Consider the following 18,170-nt stretch of genomic DNA (forward strand, 5'->3'; position numbering starts at 1 on the left):
TCATGTCGATCGAAGTTCGTAATGTCAGCAAGCGCTTCAACGCTTTCCAGGCCCTGAACAGCATCAATCTGGATATCCAGAGCGGTGAACTGGTGGCCTTGCTCGGCCCTTCCGGTTGCGGCAAGACCACGCTGTTGCGGATCATCGCGGGCCTTGAAACGCCCGACCAGGGCAGCATCGTCTTCCATGGCGAAGACGTTTCCGGCCACGATGTACGCGACCGCAACGTCGGCTTTGTGTTCCAGCACTATGCGTTGTTCCGCCATATGAGCGTGTTCGACAACGTCGCCTTTGGCCTGCGCATGAAGCCCAAGGGCGAGCGCCCAAGCGAAAGCAAAATCGCCGAGAAGGTCCACGAACTGCTGAACATGGTCCAGCTCGACTGGCTGTCCGACCGCTACCCCGAGCAGTTGTCCGGTGGCCAGCGCCAGCGTATCGCCCTGGCTCGCGCCCTGGCGGTAGAGCCCAAGGTATTGCTGCTCGACGAGCCGTTCGGTGCCCTCGATGCCAAGGTGCGCAAGGAGTTGCGCCGCTGGCTGGCGCGGCTGCACGAAGATATCAACCTGACCTCGGTGTTCGTGACTCACGACCAGGAAGAAGCCATGGAAGTGGCCGACCGTATCGTGGTGATGAACAAGGGTGTGATCGAGCAGATCGGCTCACCGGGCGAGGTGTACGAAAACCCGGCCAGCGATTTCGTTTACCACTTCCTGGGTGACTCCAACCGGCTGCACCTGAGCGACGATCACCTCGTGCTGTTCCGCCCTCACGAAGTGTCGCTGTCGCGCCACGAGCTGGAAGACCACCACGCCGCCGAAGTGCGCGACATCCGCCCGCTGGGCGCGACCACGCGGGTGACATTGAAGGTGGAAGGGCAGAGCGATCTGATCGAAGCCGAAGTGGTGAAGGATCACGATAGCCTGATCGGCCTGGCACGCGGCGAGACGTTGTTCTTCAAGCCCAAGGTCTGGCAGAAACTCTGAATCGGATTGCCGGACCACCCTAAGCAACTGTGGGTGACACTGTGGGAGATTCTATGGTTGATGAGAATCCCTCAGGGCGGCTTTTGATTCTTGTGGGAGATTCTATGGTTATGGGCAAATCTCATTCTTGAGTGATTCTGTGGGCTTGCCAGCGAATAACTTCACCGCGGTATGTCTGACACACCGCGGTGAAGCTTTTCGCTGGCAAGCCAGCTCCCACGTTAGAGCGGGGTTATGGAGGGGTGGGTCTGATCGGGCCCACCCGCTGCTCGATTTCGCGCTTCAACTCCTCGCGCATCCCCAACATAAAGCCCAGCTCCGCGACGACAAACAGCGGGCCGACGATCAACCCCATCACATCGTCGACAAACGCGGGCTTGCGGCCTTCGTAGTAATGGCCGACAAACTGGATCGCCCACCCCAGCACAAACAGCCCAAGCCCGGCACTGAGCCAGACCAGGGTGCTCTGGTTCGCCAAGAGTTCACCGGCCCACAGGCAAAAGCCCAGCAGCATGGCCATCAGCACGCCCAGGCGCGGGTCTAGCTGCAAGTAAAACCAGGCACTGGCCAATGCCACCAGCGCTGCCGGTGACAACCAGCAACCTGCCAGGTACAAGCCCGGACGGGAGAGCAGGACGGTCACGGCCACCACGATCAGTGGAATGCCAATAAAGTGAGTGACGATATTGCGCGGGTCGCGGTGATAGGCCGCGTACTGGCTGAGATGATCGACCAGGTTTTTCATTGTTGTGCCTCTGATGAGTAAACCGCTCAGCGCAACGTGTCGCGATATTGGCCCGGTGACAAGCCGGTCCAGCGCTTGAAGGCACGCGTAAAACTGCTGGCATCGGCGAAGCCCAGTCGATAACCGATTTCAATCAGTGAGAGGTTGGGGTCACGCAGGTAGTGTAGCGCCAGGTTTTGTCGGCACTCGTCCAGCAAGCTGTCGTAGCGGCAGCCTTCATCGGCCAGGTGGCGTTGCAGGCTACGCAGGCTCAAATGCAGGTTGCTGGCGATATCGTCGGCGCTGGGTGCGCCCTCTGGCAGGCTGGCTTCGATGGCATTGCGCACCCGCCTCTCCCAGGTCAGCGGTTGCAATAGACCGAGGGTCTGATCCAGCAGGGATTCGTTATGGTTAGCCAGTTGAGGGTCCGCTTCGTCCAGATGGCAGTCGAAATCCTTCAGGTTGAACTCCAGGCGATCTTCGTCAGCGGCGAAGTGTACCGGCGAGCGGAACACCTTGTGCCATTGATGCGGGTCGGCAGGCGGCGGTCGTCGCAAGTACACCGCCAGCGGGGCGTAATCGCGGCCCAGACGGTTGCGACACGTGCGCACGTAGATCGCGGCGAAGGCGTCGATGGCTTCGAATGCCGGTGACGGGTTGTCCGATGGCCTGTGCAGGCGAAGGCAGTAGCGATCTTCAGTACGGGTCAGTTGAGGCTCCACCACGTCGCTGACCACCTTGTGATACCGCACGATTCGCTCGAATACGTCTCGCAGGTTGCCGCTGGCCACCAGCGCGTAGCCCAGTGCATGGAAAGTGGTGGGGCTGACAAAGCGCGACATGCGCAGGCCGATCGCCGGGTCGCTACTGACCTGTACTGCCAGTTGCCACAAGCGAGCGGTGCCCGAGACTGGATAACGGGCGTTTGGGTCGTCCATCAACTGTGGATCGAGCCCCGCCTGCCGGCACAGCGCGCCACTGTCCAGGCCCATGGAGTCGAGCTGCTTGCACAGTGCGCGGATCCAGCTGGCGAGGGTGGTTGGTTCGCTCATGCTGATAAAAGCTTCCTGTCCACAGGTAGGTTCATGGCCGCATGGCTGGCGATCACACGCCAGCCGATGAACCTTAATAATCTGCTGCTTATTCACGGCAATCAATGTCTTCATCGTGGCGAGGGCTAGCCGCGCTGAGCGCATTGAGTGGCACGACTCTGATCTGTGTCATGTTGCTGTTACAGGGGAAGTTTATTGTGACGGCTGCGCTGAACGAACACGGGATTTCCAAGGCTGCTCTCTGACAGGGGGCAGCCCTTTTTTTAGATCTATATGTATTTTTGGTTATTAATAAATAGCCTCTTATTCCTTAACGAATATATATCAGCTGCTTATACTGCCGTCCAAGTCACAGGAGATAACCCCCATGCGCAATGAATCAATCCGCTACCTGATTGTGCCGGGCTGGCAAGGATCGCCAGAGGATCATTGGCAAACCCACTGGCAGAACAGCCTGCCCAACAGTTCAAGGGTCGAGCAGGCCGACTGGTTGACACCGTACCACCAGGATTGGGTCGCGTCGTTGCAGGCAGCGGTTTCGGCCGAAGACACGTCGGTCATCCTCATTGCCCATAGCCTGGGGTGCATCACCGTGGCTCACTGGGCGGCCCATGCGCCGGTTGAGTTGCTGCGCCGTGTTCGTGGTGCCTTGCTGGTGGCTCCCGCCGACGTCGAGCGGCCGACCTGTGCCGAAGCCCTGCGTAATTTTGCTCCCATTCCACGAACGCTTCTGCCATTCCCAAGCCAGGTCGTCAGTTCCGACAACGACCCTGCTGTCAGCGCCCCGCGCGCCTTGCAGATGGCGCGGGCCTGGGGCGCCGAAGCTGGGATTCTGGCCGGCGCCGGGCATATCAACGTCAAGTCCGGGCACCATCGCTGGGAGCAAGGCTTCGCCTACCTCTATCGTCTGCAGAACCGGCTGGAGCAGCATTCGCGGCGCCGAGCCTGATCACATTCTTGAACAAACGCTCAAGCCCACAGCGGCCGGAGCGGGAGCGTTGCCATGAGTGCCCACGATACGTTCGGCCAGCCACTGCTGACCTTTCCCGAGGCAGATAAAAGCCCTTTAAGCATCCGCGCCAAGGCGCTGGTGTTTGTCGACCCCCGTTCGCGCCAACTGCGTGAGGAGCTGGAGCAGATCGCCCCCACGGGCCTGCCCGTTCTGATACGCGGCGAGACTGGCACCGGCAAGGAGTTGCTGGCACGCCACATTCACCGGGCCAGCGATCGCGGTGGGCTATTTGTATCGGTGAACTGCGCAGCGATCAGCCCGACCTACGCGGATGCCGAACTGTTTGGCTATACCGCGGCGGCCTTCAGCGGATCGGCCAGCAGTCGCGCCGGCTGGTTCGGCTCGGCCAATGGCGGCACCCTGTATCTGGACGAAATCGCCGACTTGCCTTTGCCTATCCAGGTGAAATTGCTGGCGGCGCTGGAAAACCATGAAGTCACCCGTGTCGGCGCCCAGCAACCGAGCCCAGTGGATGTTCGGCTGGTGGCCGCCTCCAGCATTGACCTTGGGCAAGCGGTAGCGGCCGGCAAGTTTCATGACCGCCTCTTCCGGTACCTGAGCGAGGGGTATCTGGAACTGCCCGCATTGCGCGAGCGTACCGGCGATATCCTCGCCTTGGCCGAATATTTCCTCGGCTTCTATAGCCAGCGCTTGAACTTCCCTGTGCCACTGATCAGCGACGCGGCCCTGCGCTTGCTCGAACAACACCGTTGGCCCGGCAATACCCGAGAGCTTGAAAACGTCATTCACTTCGCACTGTTGGTCAGTCGTGAAGAGATCCTGCCCGAGCACTTACAGTTGCCAGATGCTCGCTGAAAAGGAATAAGAACCTAAGCAAAAGATATTGTTAAGGAATAAGAAATGTGGGTATTGTCCGTCCCACGCCCCCGAAGAACGGTGGCACCCCCTTTTTGCTGTCGTCATCGACGCGCGTAGAAATGATTAAGGACTGTGCATGAAAAAGGCTCTGTTGTTCACCGCTCTGGCTGCCGCGCTGTCGGTTGCAGGTTTTGCCCAGGCAGGCGAAAAGCTGGTCGTCGCCGCGACCCCGGTTCCCCATGCTGAAATCCTTGAACTGATCAAGCCGGCCCTGGCCAAGGAAGGTGTGGACCTGGAAGTCAAGGTGTTCACCGACTACGTACAGCCTAACGTGCAGGTCGACCAGAAGCGCCTGGACGCCAACTACTTCCAGACCCTGCCTTACCTCAATAGCTTCAACGAAGGTAAAGGCACACACCTTGTGACCGTCATCGGTGTACACGTCGAGCCCTTTGGTGGCTACTCGAAAAAAGTCAAAACCCTGGCTGAGCTCAAGGACGGCGCGACCATCGCCATTCCCAACGATGGCAGCAACAGCGGTCGTGCACTGATCCTGTTGCACAAAGCCGGTTTGATCGAACTGAAAGACCCGAAAAACGCCGTGGCCACCACGAAAGATATCGTCAAGAACCCGCGCAACTTCAAGTTCAAGGAACTGGAATCGGCCATGCTGCCGCGCGTGCTGGACCAAGTCGATCTGGACATGATCAACACCAACTACGCGCTGGAAGCGGGCCTGAACCCATCCAAGGATGCACTGCTGATCGAAGGCAGCGACTCGCCTTACGTCAACTTCCTGGTAGCTCGCCCGGACAACAAGGACAGCGTCGCCATGCAGAAGCTGGCCAAAGCGCTGACCAGCCCTGAAGTCAAAGCCTTCATCGCCAAGAAATACAGCGGCGCGGTACTGCCGGCGTTCTGATCCGCTACCTGATACACCTGATACACCTGTAGCCGCTGCCGTCAGGCTGCGATCGACCGCGGAGCGGGCGCAGAGGTCGCGTGACCGGCGCCCCTTCGGGCCGCATCGCAGCCTGACGGCAGCGGCTACAGGCGGACTTGCACTACCACCTTGCCCACCGCCCGGCGCTGCCCTAGTGCATCGATGGCTTTACCCGCCTGCTCAAGCGGATACGTCTGCGACACCAGCGGCTTCAACTTCCCTTGTTCGTACCAGGCAAATAGCTGCTCGAAGTTAGCCGCGTTGTCGGCCGGCTGGCGCTGGGCAAACGAGCCCCAGAACACGCCCACCACCGACGCTCCCTTGAGCAGTGCCAGGTTTACGGCAAACTGCGGGATCTGCCCGCTGGCAAACCCCACCACCAGCAACCGACCATTCCAGGCCAGGCTGCGCACGGCCGGGTCGAACAGCTCGCCGCCGACCGGGTCGTAGATCACGTCTACACCGTTGCCGCCGGTCAGGCGCTTGAGTTCGTCCCTGAGGTTGCTCTGGTTGTAGTTGATCAGCTCGTCTGCCCCGGCGGCCTTGGCAACAGCCAGTTTCTCCTCGCTACTGGCGGCGGCGATGACGCGAGCGCCGAGCGCCTTGCCGATTTCCACGGCGGCAAGCCCGACACCCCCCGAAGCGCCCAGCACCAGCAAGGTTTCACCGGCCTTGAGCTGGCCGCGCTGGGTCAGCGCGTGCATCGAGGTGCCGTAGGTCATGCTGAAGGCCGCAGCCGTCTGGAAGTCCATGCTGGGTGGGGTAGGCAAGACGTTGTAGCTGGGCACTGCCACAAGCTCGGCAAAACTGCCCCAGCCGGTCAGGGCCATGACCCGGTCGCCAACCTTCAAGTCTTTGACGTTATCGCCCAGCGCCCGCACGACACCGGCCGCTTCGCCACCTGGCGAGAACGGGAAGGGCGGCTTGAACTGGTACTTGCCTTCGATGATCAGCGTATCGGGAAAATTGACCCCGGCCGCATGCACTTCCATCAAGACCTCATTGCCCTTGGCCGTAATGTCCGGGACCTCTTCGATGACCAGCGTTTCGGCCGGACCGTAGGCTTTGCACAACACTGCTTTCATCGGGGCTATTCCTTTTGGCGGGATGGCCGATAAGTGTAGAAGGGCCTTGAGTCGGGTCAACGAGCATGCCCCTGCCTGATACCAGGCCATAGCCTTTGCCGCACTTGGGTGCGGGTCCGTTGATGGTTATGCTGGCGCCAATTGAAGAGGAGTGAGCTGTGAAAGCGTGGATTGTGATGATGCTGGCCCTGGTGATGCCAGTGGCCGCCATGGCCGAGCAAGCTGAAGAGGCAGCGCCCAAAGTCGCCTATATCTCCTTGAGCCCGCCCCTGGTGGGCAACTATGCCCTGGATGGCAGCGCCAAATTGCGGGTCTACAAGGCAGATGTGGCCTTGCGCGTCACGGGGGATGAAGCCGCCAAGGCGGTCAAGTACAACGAGCCGCTGATTCGCAACCAGTTGGTCGCCCTGTTTTCCCAGCAGACGGTCGAGTCGCTGGGTAACGTCGAGGCCAAGGAAAATCTTCGTCAACAAGCCCTGAAGCAAACCCAGCAGGTGCTGACCGACGAAACGGGTAAGCCGATCGTCGAGGATTTGCTGTTCAACAACCTGATCGTGCAGTAGCCAACGTTAGCGCAGGGCGAGGATGGCTGCCCATTGCTCAGGGGTTACCGGCATGACCGACAGGCGGCTGCCCTTCTGCACCAGGGGCAACTCGGCCAGCAGAGCCTGCTGCTTGAGGTAACCCAGGCCGAGCACTTTCTTGAACGTCTCGACATGACTGACATCGACCGCCGTCCAAGGGTTTTTCTCGGCGTTGGCCTTTGGGTCGAAATAGTGGCTGTCCGGGTCCAGGGCGGTCGGGTCGGGATAACCCGCGGCGCTGATACGGGCAATGCCGGCGATGCCGGGCTCAGGGCAACTTGAGTGATAGAAAAAGAACGCGTCGCCGACCGCCATGCTGCGAATGAAGTTGCGCGCCTGGTAGTTACGCACCCCATCCCAGCGGGTCTCTTTGAGGCGCGCCAGGTCGGTGATCGACAGCTCGTCGGGCTCGGATTTCATCAGCCAATAGGCCATGTGCGGGCGCTCCTGCGGCAGGCTTGAAACACTCTGTTTCATGATTTCGGGTTTTACCGACAATCGGTTGGCAGCAGGGTTTGCGTGACGCCCGATGTTGTCGGAGAATGCGCCCATTTTAAGCTTGACGCTGCTGCACGGCCTATAAAAAACCGCTGCTGACATCGTGCTTTTGTTTGCCTGAAGGGGGGCAACGATGAAACGCAAACCGGATTTACTATGGGTTCTGGTGATTTTGTTCGGCCTGGGCGTCGTGACGACGGGCTATGCGCAGAGTTTGTGGGATCGCAGCGATAACGCCCCTGAAGTCACCTTGCAGACCCTTCAGCCTATTCTGCAGCCGCAACAACGCTAAACCTTTTCGCCCGTCATTTCGCCGGGCAAAGGTGCCGCCAGGTACCAGGCCTTGTCTGACACCGTCCCTTGTAGCGCTACGTCCCAACTGGCCTGAGCCAGTCGTTCGACTTTTTGGCATTCGTGCGCCAGCCCCAGCAACAGCGGTTTTTTCCAGGCTTTGCGGCGAGCCTGGTAAGCCAGGCTGCGATCATAGAAGCCGCCCCCCATACCCAGGCGCCCGCCCACTTCATCAAACCCCACCAACGGTAGCAGGATCAGATCCAGCGCCCAGATCGGTCGTTGTCGGGCGATATTGATATGAGGTTCAGGGATGCGAAAGCGGTTGGGGCGCAGTTTTTCGCCGTGCTCGATGCGCTGGAAAACCATTTTGGTTTGCGGCCAGGCATTCAAGACCGGTAGGTAGGTCATCTTGCCGCGTCGTTGAGCCTCGCGCAGCAGCAGGCGCGGGTCGATTTCACAATCGTTGGGCAAGTACAGGGCAATGTGGCGGGCGCGGCGGAACAAGGGATGTTGCGCCAATTGGCGGTAGAGGCCACGGGCGGCCTGGCGCTGCTCGGCGGGCGTCAGGGCGCGACGAGCGTTGCGCAACAAGCCGCGCAGTTGCATGCGAGTCAGCGGCACGGATTCGGTCATGCAGACCACCTCGAACATCGCCCGCAGGGCAGCCCCTGCGTAAACCCGGCCCGAGAAAGGGCAGGGGTGGAAAATTCAGACTCCCCGACGAACCGCTGTCGGTGTAGCCCTTGAACCCGAAAGTTCAAGGTGGAGATTGCAGGGGGCGTTAAGGCTTTCCGTCAAGCGGACATGCACACCTGCCCCAACGTGCAACCCCCGTGGTTGTGCGTATCGGCTCAGGGACATGACCGACTGGCAAGCACTCCAGGGAGCGGCAGCGAGTATACCCGAAAGATCAGCTTTTGTTCGAATCTGTGTCACTGGAAAGCACCAAATCCACTCGTTCGAGTAGATCGCGTACCTGCTCGCGCGTGGTACTCCCTGTGGAAACGTCCGGGGCATCCGGCTTATGCAGCAGGTCGTGGGCAATGTTCAAGGCTGCCATGACTGCAATACGATCGGCACCGATGACTTTGCCACTGCTGCGGATCTCGCGCATCTTGCCGTCCAGGTAGCGGGCGGCGCTGATCAGGTTGCTGCGTTCTTCCTGAGGGCAGATGATCGAGTACTCTTTATCGAGAATGTGCACGGTCACGCTATTGCTTGAACTCATGAGTCTTGCTCCAGGGCCTTGAGCCGCGAAATCATCGATTCGACCTTACGCCGGGCGATTTCGTTTTTTTCTACCAGGTGTGCGCGCTCCTCGCGCCAGGATTTTTCCTGAGCTATTAGGAGTCCGTTCTGCCGTTTTAGTTGCTCGACCCGATCGATCAGCTGTTCGAGTCGGCCCATCAGCGCTTGAATCTCGGTCTCTTGCATTGGTACCTACTCGATTCGTCTGAACGGCGATCCTTGCGGCCGAAGGCTGCGAATTGGCCGGGTGCATAGTCTTGGCGCGCCTGCCGGTGCTAGGATACAAGGCTTCATTCTAGTCATTGCGTCGCTTGGCGCCTAGTTGCCCATGTCTATCCAAAATTCCCCGTATAACGCATTCGCCACCCTGCTCAACAGTAGCGGCCACCCTATCTCTCCTGCCGAACTGCACGGTTTTCTGCTCGGTCGCAGTTGCGCGGGCGCAGGCTTCGATGCCGACAGTTGGCTGCTCGATGCCGCCGAGCTGCTGGGCTCCGAGCCGCAGGACAATGTGCGCCAGGCTCTTATCGGCCTGCAAGAGATGGTCAAAGGCGAACTGACCGGCGACGATGTGACCGTTGTATTGTTGCTGCCAACCGACGATGCCCCTCTGGCCGAGCGTGCTGAAGCCATGGGCCAATGGTGCCAGGGCTTCCTCACCGGCTTCGGACTGACCGCTGGCGATGCTGCGCTGAGCACTGAAGCGATGGAGGTATTGCAAGACTTTGCCTCAATCGCCCAGGTCCAGGACGCCCTCGAAGAATCCGAAGACGGCGAAACCGACTATATGGAAGTGATGGAATATTTGCGCGTGGCGCCGCTGCTGCTCTTTACCGAGCATGGCAAGCCGGCTGCGCCCGCCGCGAAACCTTCCCTTCACTGATCAAGGACCGCGCCTGCATGATGCACATCCCGAAATCGGAATACGCCCGTCGCCGCAAGGCACTGATGGAACAGATGGTGCCCAACAGCATTGCCATCCTGCCGGCTGCAGCGGTGGCCATCCGAAACCGTGACGTCGAGCATGTGTATCGCCAGGACAGCGACTTTCAATACCTGAGCGGGTTTGCCGAGCCTGAAGCCGTGATTGCCCTGATTCCGGGGCGCGAGCACGGTGAATATGTGTTGTTCTGCCGCGAGCGCAACCCCGAGCGCGAATTGTGGGAAGGCCTGCGGGCTGGCCAAGAGGGGGCGGTGCGAGACTTCGGCGCCGATGATGCATTCCCCATCACGGACATCGACGACATTCTCCCCGGCCTGATCGAAGGCCGTGAGCGGGTCTACTCGGCGATGGGTAGCAACCCCGAGTTCGATCGCCACCTGATGGACTGGATCAACGTGATCCGCTCCAAGGCCCGGCTCGGTGCGCAACCCCCCAAGGAGTTCGTCGCGCTGGACCATCTGCTGCACGACATGCGCCTGTACAAGTCGGCGGCGGAAGTCAAAGTGATGCGCGAAGCCGCCGCGATTTCTTCGCGAGCCCATGTGCGGGCCATGCAGGCGTGCCGCGCGGGGCTGCACGAGTTCAGCCTGGAAGCGGAGCTGGACTACGAGTTTCGCAAGAGTGGAGCGAAGATGCCGGCCTACGGCTCCATCGTCGCAGCCGGTCGCAACGCCTGCATTCTGCACTACCAGGAGAACGACGCCGTGCTCAAGGACGGTGACCTGGTACTGATCGACGCGGGCTGCGAGATTGACTGCTATGCCAGCGACATCACCCGCACTTTTCCGGTCAGCGGCCGCTTTTCCCCTGAACAGAAAGCCATCTATGAGCTGGTGCTCAAGGCCCAGGAAGCCGCCTTTGCCGCCATTGGCCCAGACAAGCACTGGAACCAGGCCCACGAAGTCACGGTGCAGGTGATCACCGAAGGCCTGGTGGAGCTTGGGCTGTTGCAAGGCAGTGTCCCCGAGCTGATTGCCAGTGAGGCCTACCGCGCGTTCTATATGCACCGTGCCGGCCATTGGCTGGGCATGGACGTACACGATGTCGGCGAATACAAGGTCGGTGGCCAGTGGCGTGTACTGGAGCCTGGCATGACGCTGACTGTCGAGCCGGGTATCTACATTTCTCCGGATAACCAGAACGTCGGTAAAAAATGGCGCGGTATCGGGGTGCGAATCGAAGACGACGTGGTGGTGACAAAGTCCGGGTGTGAAATCCTGACCCACGGCGTGCCGAAAACCGTGACTGAGATCGAAGCCCTGATGGCCGCCGCCAAGGCTTGCGCGGCATGAATCGAGTCAATATCGCGATCATCGGCGGTGGCCTGGTCGGCGCCAGCCTGGCCTTTACCCTGCAAGCCGGCGCCAAGGCGCGTGGCTGGAGCATCATGCTGATCGAGCCGTTCGCGCCCGGCGATAACTGGCAGCCGAGCTACGATGCGCGCTCTTCGGCGCTGTCCTTCGGCACTCGGCAGATTTACGAGCGATTGGGTATCTGGCAGCAAATTAGCCGCCGTGCCGAGCCGATTCGCCAGATCCAGGTGTCCGACCGCGGCCGTTTCGGTGCCACTCGCCTGACGGCGCTGGAAGAGGGTGTGCCGGCGCTCGGTTATGTGGCCGAAAACGCTTGGCTGGGTCAATGCCTATGGCATGCACTGGATCATGAGGTGGTGAGCTGGCGCTGTCCGGCAGAAGTGACCGGCATGCTGCCCCTGGAGGATGGCTATAGGCTCTCGCTCAATGATGAGACGACCCTCGATTGCGATTTGGCTGTGCTTGCCGATGGTGGGCGTTCCGGCCTGCGTGAGCAATTGGGCATCCAGGTCACCCATCGCCCGTACGACCAAAGCGCATTGATCGCCAACATCACCCCCAGTGAGTCCCATTGCGGCCAGGCGTTCGAGCGCTTCACCGAAGACGGTCCGATGGCCTTGCTGCCGCTCCCGGAAAACCGCTGTGCGCTGATCTGGACCCGTGCGGGGATGGATGCCAAGCGCCTGGTCGATGTAGACGAGCGCAGCTTTCTGGCCGAGCTTCAGAGCGTATTCGGATATCGCATGGGCATCTTGAAACAGGTGGGCGTGCGCCATCTTTATCCGCTGGCATTAATCGAAGCCCAGGAGCAGGTTCGCCCGCATCTGGTGGTGCTGGGTAACGCGGCGCACAGCTTGCACCCGATTGCCGGGCAGGGTTTCAACCTGTCGCTGCGCGATGTTCAATCGCTGGCCGAGGCGCTGCTCAAGAGCCCGACCACGCCTGGCGATTTCACTATCCTTCAGGCTTATCGCGAGCGACAGCGGCTGGATCAATCATTGACCGTCGGCTTTTCCGATCAGGTCACCCGTCTGTTCGGCTCATCGCAACCCTTGCTGGCAGCTGGGCGTAACCTGGGTCTGCTCGGGTTGGACCTGCTGCCACCGGCCAAGCGCTGGTTCGCTCGCCAGGCCATGGGCCTGGGCGCTCGTCCGGACCTGCAAGGTTGAGCATGCTCGTTTTCCCCCCTTTCTACTGGCGGCTTGCGCCGCAAATGACACAGGCTTAAAGCATGGACATGCGTGCAGATCTGTTGATTGTCGGTGCCGGCATGGTCGGCAGCGCCCTGGCGTTGGCACTGCAGCACAGCGGCCTGGAAATTCTGCTGCTCGACGGCAGCCCCTTGCAGGTCAAACCCTTTGATGGCCAGGCTGCCTTTGAGCCGCGAGTCAGTGCTCTGTCGGCGGCCAGCCAACGGGTACTGGAGCGGCTTGGCGTTTGGGATGGCATGGCCGACCGGCGTATCAGCCCCTATGGCCAGATGCATGTATGGGATGGCAGCGGTACTGGCCAGATCCACTTTTCGGCGTCCAGCGTGCATGCGGACGTGCTGGGGCATATCGTCGAAAACCGGGTGATACAGGATGCCTTGCTCGATCGTTTGCTCGACAGCGAGATCGGCCTGCTGGCCAATGCTCGGCTGGAACAGATGCGCCGTTCGGGCGATGACTGGCTCCTGACCCTGGCCGATGGCCGTACCTTGCGCGCGCCGCTGGTGATTGCAGCCGACGGGGCGAACTCGGCGGTGCGTCGCCTGACGGGCACACCGACCCGCGAATGGGACTATATGCATCATGCCATCGTGACCAGCGTGCAATGCACCGAGCCCCATCAGGGCACGGCATGGCAGCGCTTCACCGATGACGGGCCGCTCGCCTTCCTGCCGTTGATGCGTGATGGGGGGCAGGATTGGTGTTCGATTGTCTGGTCTACCACCCCGGCTGAAGCTGAGCGGGCAATGGCCCTGGACGATGCGAGCTTTTGCGCCGCCCTTGAGCGTGCCTTCGAAGGGCGCCTGGGCACCGTGCTGCACGCCGACCCGCGTGTGTGCGTGCCGCTACGCCAGCGCCACGCCAAGCGCTACGTCTCGGAGGGCCTGGCGCTGATTGGCGATGCAGCCCACACCATTCACCCGCTGGCCGGGCAGGGCGTCAACCTGGGCTTTCTGGACGCTGCCGTATTGGCCGAAGAGTTGGAACACGCCTTCGAGCGCGGCGAACGCCTGGCCGACGTGAAGGTGCTGAGCCGCTTTGAGCGCCGCCGCATGCCTCACAACCTCGCCTTGATGGCGGCCATGGAAGGCTTCGAGCGATTATTCCAGGCAGACCCGCTGCCCTTGCGCTGGTTGCGCAACAGTGGTCTTAAGTGGGTTGAAGACTTGCCGCACGCCAAGGCCTTGTTCGTTCGTCAGGCATTGGGCTTGAGTGGCGACTTGCCAGAATTGGCGCGCCCGTGAGGTCAAGCAACATCTGGTAACGGCTTGGCCCCGAGTTCGATTGAGAAGCGAAATCCGATTCACTACCATTTCGCCTTCAATCGACTATCGAGGACTGCACCTATGTTGGCACGCAAGCACATCCTGGCGGCACTGGCGCTCACCCTGCTGGGCACGACTGCCCAGGCGGCTGACGAAGTGGTGGTGTATTCCTCGCGTATCGACGAGTTGATCAAACCGGTATTCGACGCCTACACCAAGGAAACCGGGGTAAAGATCAAGTTCATCACCGACAAGGAAGCCCCGCTGATGCAGCGGATCAAGGCTGAAGGTGAAAACACCAGCGCCGACCTGCTGCTCACGGTTGATGCCGGCAACCTCTGGCAGGCCGAGCAAATGGGCATTCTGCAGCCCATCAAGTCACCGGTCATCGATGCCAACATCCCACCTCAATATCGAGCGTCCTCCCATGCGTGGACCGGCCTGAGCCTGCGCGCTCGGACCATCGCCTACGCCACTGACCGCGTCAAGCCGGGTGAGCTCACCACCTACGAAGCCCTGGCAGACAAACAGTGGGAAGGCCGCCTGTGCCTGCGTACGGCCAAGAAGGTCTACAACCAGTCGCTGACCGCCACCCTGATCGAGACTCACGGGGCGGTAAAAACCGAGGAAATCCTCAAGGGCTGGGTCAACAATCTCTCCACCGACGTGTTCTCCGACGACACAGCTGTGCTGGAAGCCATCAATGCTGGCCAGTGCGACGTGGGCATCGTCAACACCTACTACTATGGCCGCTTGCACAAGCAGAAGCCGGACCTGCCAGTGAAGCTGTTCTGGCCCAACCAGGGTGACCGTGGCGTACACGTAAACCTCTCCGGCATTGGCTTGACCAAACATGCCCCGCACCCTGAAGCCGCGACCAAACTGGTCGAGTGGATGACGGGCCCAAAGGCGCAGAAATTGTTCGCGGACATCAACCAGGAATTCCCCGCCAACCCGAAAGTGGCGTATTCGGAAGAAGTCGCCGCCTGGGGGCCCTTCAAGGCTGACGACATCGCCGTGGAACTGGCCGGCAAGCGCCAGGCCGAAGCCATCCGCCTGATGGATCGCGCCGGCTGGAACTGACCTGATTATCTGGCCTTCATGTCGGAGCCAGGTTTAAGAGATCGAAGGATTAACTTCATGTGGGAGCGGGCTTGCCCGCGAATGAAAGCACCGCATTTTTTCAGGTATTGCGCGTCGCCTATATTCGCGGGCAAGCCCGCTCCCACAGAGTGCCGCTAGAACCCACCCGCGCATTGCGCCAAGATACCCGCTTTTTCGAGACGAACCCTTCGTGGCCCACCCCGCCCAGCGCCGCTGGTACCCCCCGGTATTACTCATCGCCTCTCTGGTTATGCTGCCATTGAGCGTATTACTGCTGTCCTGGCAGACCATTGACCAGCAAATCTGGAGCCACCTCTGGGACACCCAGATGACGCGCCTGCTCGGCAACACGGCGACGTTGATCCTGGGTGTCGGAGTCGGTGTCACCGTGCTAGGTGTCAGCCTCGCCTGGCTCACCAGCCTGTGCGAATTCCCAGGCCGGCGCTGGCTCGATTGGGCCCTGATGCTGCCATTCGCGATTCCGGCTTATGTGCTGGCCTTTGTGTTCGTCGGCTTGCTGGACTTCTCAGGGCCCGTGCAAACCTTGCTGCGTGAGTGGTTCGGGCCGATGCGTCTTCCCCGGGTGCGGTCTACCGGGGGAGTGATCACGGTGTTGGTGCTGGTGTTCTATCCCTACGTCTACCTGCTGGCGCGCACAGCCTTCCTGGCCCAGGGCAAGGGCTTGATGGAGGCTGCGCGGGTATTGGGACAGTCACCGCTGCAGGCATTCTGGCGAGTTGCCCTGCCGATGGCGCGCCCGGCCATCGGCGCCGGTATTGCCTTGGCCTTGATGGAAACCCTGGCTGATTTCGGCGCGGTATCGGTGTTCAATTTCGATACCTTCACCACGGCCATCTACAAGACCTGGTATGGCTTCTTCAGCCTCTCCAGTGCCGCACAACTGGCCAGCCTGCTGCTGTTGACGGTCATGCTGGTGCTCTATGGCGAGCGTCGCGCACGAGGCGCCTTGCGTGCCGCCAACGAGCGGCCTCGGGGCGAAGCCTTGTATCACTTGCAGGGGCTCAAGGCGATTGCGGCCAGCGCGTGGTGCCTGTTGGTATTTGCCTGTGCCTTTGTCATCCCGGTGCTGCAACTGCTGGTGTGGTTCTGGCAGCGGGGCCGCTTCGATCTGGATGAGCGCTACGCCGGGCTGATCCTGCACACTTTGTACCTGGGGGCCATGGCGGCGCTGATTACCGTCAGTGTGGCGTTAGTGCTGGCCTTCGCTCGCCGCTTGGCCCCGACTCAAGGCATCAACGCAGGGGTCGGCCTGGCCAATCTTGGCTATGCCTTGCCCGGATCGGTGTTGGCAGTGTCGATCATGTTGGCTTTCAGCTATCTGGACCGCGAAGTGGTCATTCCCCTTTCCGGCTGGTTGGGGGGCGCGGCCAAACCGATGCTGCTGGGGAGCTTGGCGGCCTTGCTGCTGGCCTACCTGGTGCGCTTCATCGCCGTGGCCTACGGCCCGCTGGAAAGCAGCCTGTCGCGTATTCGCCCGTCGCTGCCGGAAGCTGCACGCAGCCTGGGCAGCAGTGGTCCGCATTTGTTTTTCAAAGTGTATCTACCTTTGCTGGTGCCCGGTGCCTTGAGCGCGGCCTTGCTGGTGTTCGTCGATGTGCTCAAGGAGATGCCCGCCACCTTGCTGATGCGCCCGTTCGGCTGGGATACGTTGGCGGTGCGGGTGTTTGAAATGACCAGTGAAGGTGAGTGGTCGCGGGCGTCTCTGCCGGCGCTGACGCTGGTTTTGGTGGGGTTGTTGCCGGTCATCGGGCTGATACGACGTTCAGCCCGCCATGCCGGTCAAACGCGATGACACTCAAGTGCATAGGTGCCACGCCTTCCCCTTGCGGCTACAATGCGCGGCATTCGGTGCGGCCGGTTGTAATGACCCGGTAGCTGGAAGGGTCGCAGGCCTTTGTTTTCAGGGCCTGGGGCTAATGTTGCTGTAAACCGCACCTTCGCCAAGCCCGGAAGGAGAAACCCATGGGACAGCGTACGCCTCTGTATGACCTGCACCTCGCGCTCGGCGCGAAGATGGTCGATTTTGGCGGTTGGGACATGCCCCTGCATTATGGCTCGCAAGTCGAAGAGCACCATCAGGTGCGCAAGGATTGCGGCGTTTTTGATGTCTCGCACATGACGGTCATCGATATTGTCGGTGCCCAAGCCCTGCCGTGGTTGCGACGATTGCTCGCCAACGACGTCGAGCGCCTGCCCGGTACTGGCAGCGCCCTCTACAGCGCCATGCTCAGCCTTGAAGGCGGCATCATTGACGACATGATCGTCTACCGCCTCGAAGACGGTTATCGGTTGGTGGTCAACGCCGCGACCCGCGACAAGGATCTTGCTTGGCTCACCACCCAACAAGCGGGCTTCGACGTTCAGATCCATGAGCGTCCGGAACTGGCCATGCTGGCGATTCAAGGCCCGCATGCCCGAAAAAAGGTGGCCGAATTGGTCACACAATCACGGGCTGCCCTGATCGATCACCTCAAGCCCTTTGAAGGCCGTGTCGACGGCGACTGGTTTATCGCCCGCACCGGATACACCGGCGAAGACGGCCTTGAAATCGTTCTGCCTGCCGTCCAGGCTCCCGCTTTTTTCAACGACCTGGTGGGTGCCGGCATTGCCCCGAGCGGGCTGGGCGCACGCGATACCCTGCGGCTTGAAGCCGGCATGAACCTCTATGGCCAGGACATCGACGAAGCCCATTCGCCGCTGGTCTCCAACCTGGCCTGGACCATCGCCTGGAAACCCAAGGAGCGTGACTTTATCGGCCGCGCCGCACTTGAAGCGGAAAAATCTGTGGGTGTTGGGCAGAAACTGGTCGGCCTGGTGCTCGAAGAGCGCGGCGTATTGCGGGCCCATCAGGTGGTCCGTATTGCAGAAATTGGCGAAGGAGAGATCACCAGTGGTAGTTTCTCTCCTACGCTGAGCAAGTCCATTGCCCTGGCGCGTGTTCCTGTTGCCACGGCTGACCGGGCTGAAGTTGAAATTCGCGGCAAATGGTACCCGGTTCGCGTGGTCAAGCCGACGTTCGTGCGTCATGGCAAGATCTTGATCTAAATTATTCTGGCGGCCTACCGCTGACC

The 18,170-nt window shown here is 60.7% G+C and carries 19 protein-coding genes, 1 other RNA gene and 1 pseudogene; 13 read left to right on the forward strand and 8 right to left on the reverse strand.

What is annotated here, in order from left to right; translation table 11 throughout:
• Positions 1–2: 2 nt before the first annotated feature.
• Positions 3–983: a sulfate/molybdate ABC transporter ATP-binding protein gene (locus tag AC3IX4_RS00840; RefSeq protein WP_489258808.1), complete on the forward strand. Its 981-nt coding sequence runs from the start codon at positions 3–5 to the stop codon at positions 981–983.
• A gap of 232 nt (positions 984–1,215) precedes the next feature.
• Here AC3IX4_RS00840 and AC3IX4_RS00845 read toward each other — a convergent pair whose 3' ends face one another.
• Together AC3IX4_RS00845 and AC3IX4_RS00850 are read right to left on the reverse strand one after the other, a co-directional pair.
• Positions 1,216–1,728, reverse strand: coding sequence for an Mpo1 family 2-hydroxy fatty acid dioxygenase (locus AC3IX4_RS00845; protein WP_489258809.1), 513 nt, complete (start codon positions 1,726–1,728; stop codon positions 1,216–1,218).
• A gap of 26 nt (positions 1,729–1,754) precedes the next feature.
• On the reverse strand, positions 1,755–2,759 hold the full coding sequence (locus tag AC3IX4_RS00850) for an AraC family transcriptional regulator (protein WP_489258810.1): 1,005 nt from the start codon (positions 2,757–2,759) through the stop codon (positions 1,755–1,757).
• 367 nt (positions 2,760–3,126) lie between these two features.
• Here AC3IX4_RS00850 and AC3IX4_RS00855 point away from each other — a divergent pair, with 367 nt between their 5' ends.
• The 3 genes and pseudogenes from AC3IX4_RS00855 to AC3IX4_RS00865 all read left to right on the forward strand — a co-directional run bounded on the left by AC3IX4_RS00855 (position 3,127) and on the right by AC3IX4_RS00865 (position 5,512).
• On the forward strand, positions 3,127–3,708 hold the full coding sequence (locus AC3IX4_RS00855; RefSeq protein ID WP_489258811.1) for an alpha/beta hydrolase: 582 nt from the start codon (positions 3,127–3,129) through the stop codon (positions 3,706–3,708).
• 54 nt (positions 3,709–3,762) lie between these two features.
• Positions 3,763–4,578 (forward strand): annotated as a pseudogene (locus AC3IX4_RS00860) (sigma 54-interacting transcriptional regulator); the annotation flags it as partial.
• A gap of 148 nt (positions 4,579–4,726) precedes the next feature.
• The gene (locus AC3IX4_RS00865) at positions 4,727–5,512 is read left to right on the forward strand and encodes a MetQ/NlpA family ABC transporter substrate-binding protein (protein ID WP_489258812.1); all 786 of its coding nucleotides are present in this window, start codon (positions 4,727–4,729) and stop codon (positions 5,510–5,512) included.
• A 125-nt stretch (positions 5,513–5,637) separates the two neighbouring features.
• Here the strand turns inward: AC3IX4_RS00865 and AC3IX4_RS00870 are convergent, their stop codons facing one another.
• A complete protein-coding gene (locus AC3IX4_RS00870) occupies positions 5,638–6,618 on the reverse strand; it encodes an NADPH:quinone oxidoreductase family protein (protein WP_489258813.1) in 981 nt (326 codons plus the stop codon).
• Between the two features lie 158 nt (positions 6,619–6,776).
• Between AC3IX4_RS00870 and AC3IX4_RS00875 the strand changes: the two genes are divergently transcribed.
• Positions 6,777–7,181, forward strand: a complete 405-nt coding sequence (locus AC3IX4_RS00875) for a flagellar basal body-associated protein FliL (protein ID WP_489258814.1) — start codon at positions 6,777–6,779, stop codon at positions 7,179–7,181.
• Positions 7,182–7,187: 6 nt separating this feature from the next.
• Here AC3IX4_RS00875 and AC3IX4_RS00880 read toward each other — a convergent pair whose 3' ends face one another.
• Positions 7,188–7,637, reverse strand: coding sequence for an EVE domain-containing protein (locus AC3IX4_RS00880; protein ID WP_489258815.1), 450 nt, complete (start codon positions 7,635–7,637; stop codon positions 7,188–7,190).
• A gap of 196 nt (positions 7,638–7,833) precedes the next feature.
• Between AC3IX4_RS00880 and AC3IX4_RS00885 the strand changes: the two genes are divergently transcribed.
• Positions 7,834–7,992 (forward strand): hypothetical protein, encoded by a 159-nt coding sequence (locus AC3IX4_RS00885; RefSeq protein WP_489258816.1) that lies wholly within the window; start codon positions 7,834–7,836, stop codon positions 7,990–7,992.
• On the opposite strand, the gene AC3IX4_RS00890 is transcribed toward AC3IX4_RS00885, so the two are convergent.
• The 4 genes from AC3IX4_RS00890 to AC3IX4_RS00905 all read right to left on the reverse strand — a co-directional run bounded on the left by AC3IX4_RS00890 (position 7,989) and on the right by AC3IX4_RS00905 (position 9,428).
• Positions 7,989–8,627 carry a 5-formyltetrahydrofolate cyclo-ligase gene (locus AC3IX4_RS00890; RefSeq protein ID WP_489258817.1) on the reverse strand — a complete coding sequence of 213 codons (639 nt, stop codon included), beginning with the start codon at positions 8,625–8,627 and terminating at the stop codon, positions 7,989–7,991. The two genes, AC3IX4_RS00885 and AC3IX4_RS00890, sit on opposite strands and share 4 nt — an antisense overlap.
• Before the next feature lie 77 nt (positions 8,628–8,704).
• A non-coding RNA gene (gene ssrS, locus AC3IX4_RS00895) (6S RNA) lies at positions 8,705–8,883 on the reverse strand.
• Positions 8,884–8,904: 21 nt separating this feature from the next.
• A complete protein-coding gene (locus AC3IX4_RS00900; RefSeq protein WP_489258818.1) occupies positions 8,905–9,222 on the reverse strand; it encodes a cell division protein ZapA in 318 nt (105 codons plus the stop codon).
• Positions 9,219–9,428 (reverse strand): TIGR02449 family protein, encoded by a 210-nt coding sequence (locus AC3IX4_RS00905; protein WP_489258819.1) that lies wholly within the window; start codon positions 9,426–9,428, stop codon positions 9,219–9,221. The genes AC3IX4_RS00900 and AC3IX4_RS00905 overlap by 4 nt, the downstream gene beginning before the upstream one ends.
• Before the next feature lie 142 nt (positions 9,429–9,570).
• Here AC3IX4_RS00905 and AC3IX4_RS00910 point away from each other — a divergent pair, with 142 nt between their 5' ends.
• The 7 genes from AC3IX4_RS00910 to gcvT all read left to right on the forward strand — a co-directional run bounded on the left by AC3IX4_RS00910 (position 9,571) and on the right by gcvT (position 18,144).
• Positions 9,571–10,125 carry a YecA/YgfB family protein gene (locus AC3IX4_RS00910; protein WP_489258820.1) on the forward strand — a complete coding sequence of 185 codons (555 nt, stop codon included), beginning with the start codon at positions 9,571–9,573 and terminating at the stop codon, positions 10,123–10,125.
• A 17-nt stretch (positions 10,126–10,142) separates the two neighbouring features.
• Complete coding sequence (gene pepP, locus AC3IX4_RS00915; RefSeq protein WP_489258821.1) at positions 10,143–11,477, forward strand: Xaa-Pro aminopeptidase; 1,335 nt, start codon at positions 10,143–10,145, stop codon at positions 11,475–11,477.
• Positions 11,474–12,667 carry a 2-octaprenyl-6-methoxyphenyl hydroxylase gene (gene ubiH, locus AC3IX4_RS00920; protein WP_489258822.1) on the forward strand — a complete coding sequence of 398 codons (1,194 nt, stop codon included), beginning with the start codon at positions 11,474–11,476 and terminating at the stop codon, positions 12,665–12,667. Before pepP ends, ubiH begins: the two co-directional genes overlap by 4 nt.
• A 68-nt stretch (positions 12,668–12,735) precedes the next feature.
• Positions 12,736–13,953 carry a 2-octaprenyl-3-methyl-6-methoxy-1,4-benzoquinol hydroxylase gene (locus tag AC3IX4_RS00925; protein WP_489261181.1) on the forward strand — a complete coding sequence of 406 codons (1,218 nt, stop codon included), beginning with the start codon at positions 12,736–12,738 and terminating at the stop codon, positions 13,951–13,953.
• Positions 13,954–14,055: 102 nt separating this feature from the next.
• Positions 14,056–15,057 (forward strand): extracellular solute-binding protein, encoded by a 1,002-nt coding sequence (locus AC3IX4_RS00930; protein ID WP_489258823.1) that lies wholly within the window; start codon positions 14,056–14,058, stop codon positions 15,055–15,057.
• Between the two features lie 211 nt (positions 15,058–15,268).
• Positions 15,269–16,891: an ABC transporter permease gene (locus tag AC3IX4_RS00935; protein ID WP_489258824.1), complete on the forward strand. Its 1,623-nt coding sequence runs from the start codon at positions 15,269–15,271 to the stop codon at positions 16,889–16,891.
• A gap of 170 nt (positions 16,892–17,061) precedes the next feature.
• Positions 17,062–18,144: a glycine cleavage system aminomethyltransferase GcvT gene (gene gcvT / locus AC3IX4_RS00940; protein ID WP_489258825.1), complete on the forward strand. Its 1,083-nt coding sequence runs from the start codon at positions 17,062–17,064 to the stop codon at positions 18,142–18,144.
• Positions 18,145–18,170: the final 26 nt, after the last annotated feature.

The sequence above is a fragment of the Pseudomonas sp. KH_021 genome (assembly GCF_057838865.1).

Bases quoted from the DNA above. Each gene is read 5' to 3' on its own strand.
- AC3IX4_RS00905 (WP_489258819.1), bottom strand. From the start codon at position 9,428: ATGCAAGAGACCGAGATTCAAGCGCTGATGGGCCGACTCGAACAGCTG.
- AC3IX4_RS00840 (WP_489258808.1), top strand. From the start codon at position 3: ATGTCGATCGAAGTTCGTAATGTCAGCAAGCGCTTCAACGCTTTCCAG.
- AC3IX4_RS00930 (WP_489258823.1), top strand. From the start codon at position 14,056: ATGTTGGCACGCAAGCACATCCTGGCGGCACTGGCGCTCACCCTGCTG.
- ubiH (WP_489258822.1), top strand. From the start codon at position 11,474: ATGAATCGAGTCAATATCGCGATCATCGGCGGTGGCCTGGTCGGCGCC.
- pepP (WP_489258821.1), top strand. From the start codon at position 10,143: ATGATGCACATCCCGAAATCGGAATACGCCCGTCGCCGCAAGGCACTG.
- AC3IX4_RS00865 (WP_489258812.1), top strand. From the start codon at position 4,727: ATGAAAAAGGCTCTGTTGTTCACCGCTCTGGCTGCCGCGCTGTCGGTT.
- gcvT (WP_489258825.1), top strand. From the start codon at position 17,062: ATGGGACAGCGTACGCCTCTGTATGACCTGCACCTCGCGCTCGGCGCG.
- AC3IX4_RS00900 (WP_489258818.1), bottom strand. From the start codon at position 9,222: ATGAGTTCAAGCAATAGCGTGACCGTGCACATTCTCGATAAAGAGTAC.
- AC3IX4_RS00870 (WP_489258813.1), bottom strand. From the start codon at position 6,618: ATGAAAGCAGTGTTGTGCAAAGCCTACGGTCCGGCCGAAACGCTGGTC.
- AC3IX4_RS00925 (WP_489261181.1), top strand. From the start codon at position 12,736: ATGCGTGCAGATCTGTTGATTGTCGGTGCCGGCATGGTCGGCAGCGCC.
- AC3IX4_RS00845 (WP_489258809.1), bottom strand. From the start codon at position 1,728: ATGAAAAACCTGGTCGATCATCTCAGCCAGTACGCGGCCTATCACCGC.
- AC3IX4_RS00910 (WP_489258820.1), top strand. From the start codon at position 9,571: ATGTCTATCCAAAATTCCCCGTATAACGCATTCGCCACCCTGCTCAAC.
- AC3IX4_RS00885 (WP_489258816.1), top strand. From the start codon at position 7,834: ATGAAACGCAAACCGGATTTACTATGGGTTCTGGTGATTTTGTTCGGC.
- AC3IX4_RS00880 (WP_489258815.1), bottom strand. From the start codon at position 7,637: ATGGCCTATTGGCTGATGAAATCCGAGCCCGACGAGCTGTCGATCACC.
- AC3IX4_RS00850 (WP_489258810.1), bottom strand. From the start codon at position 2,759: ATGAGCGAACCAACCACCCTCGCCAGCTGGATCCGCGCACTGTGCAAG.
- AC3IX4_RS00855 (WP_489258811.1), top strand. From the start codon at position 3,127: ATGCGCAATGAATCAATCCGCTACCTGATTGTGCCGGGCTGGCAAGGA.
- AC3IX4_RS00890 (WP_489258817.1), bottom strand. From the start codon at position 8,627: ATGACCGAATCCGTGCCGCTGACTCGCATGCAACTGCGCGGCTTGTTG.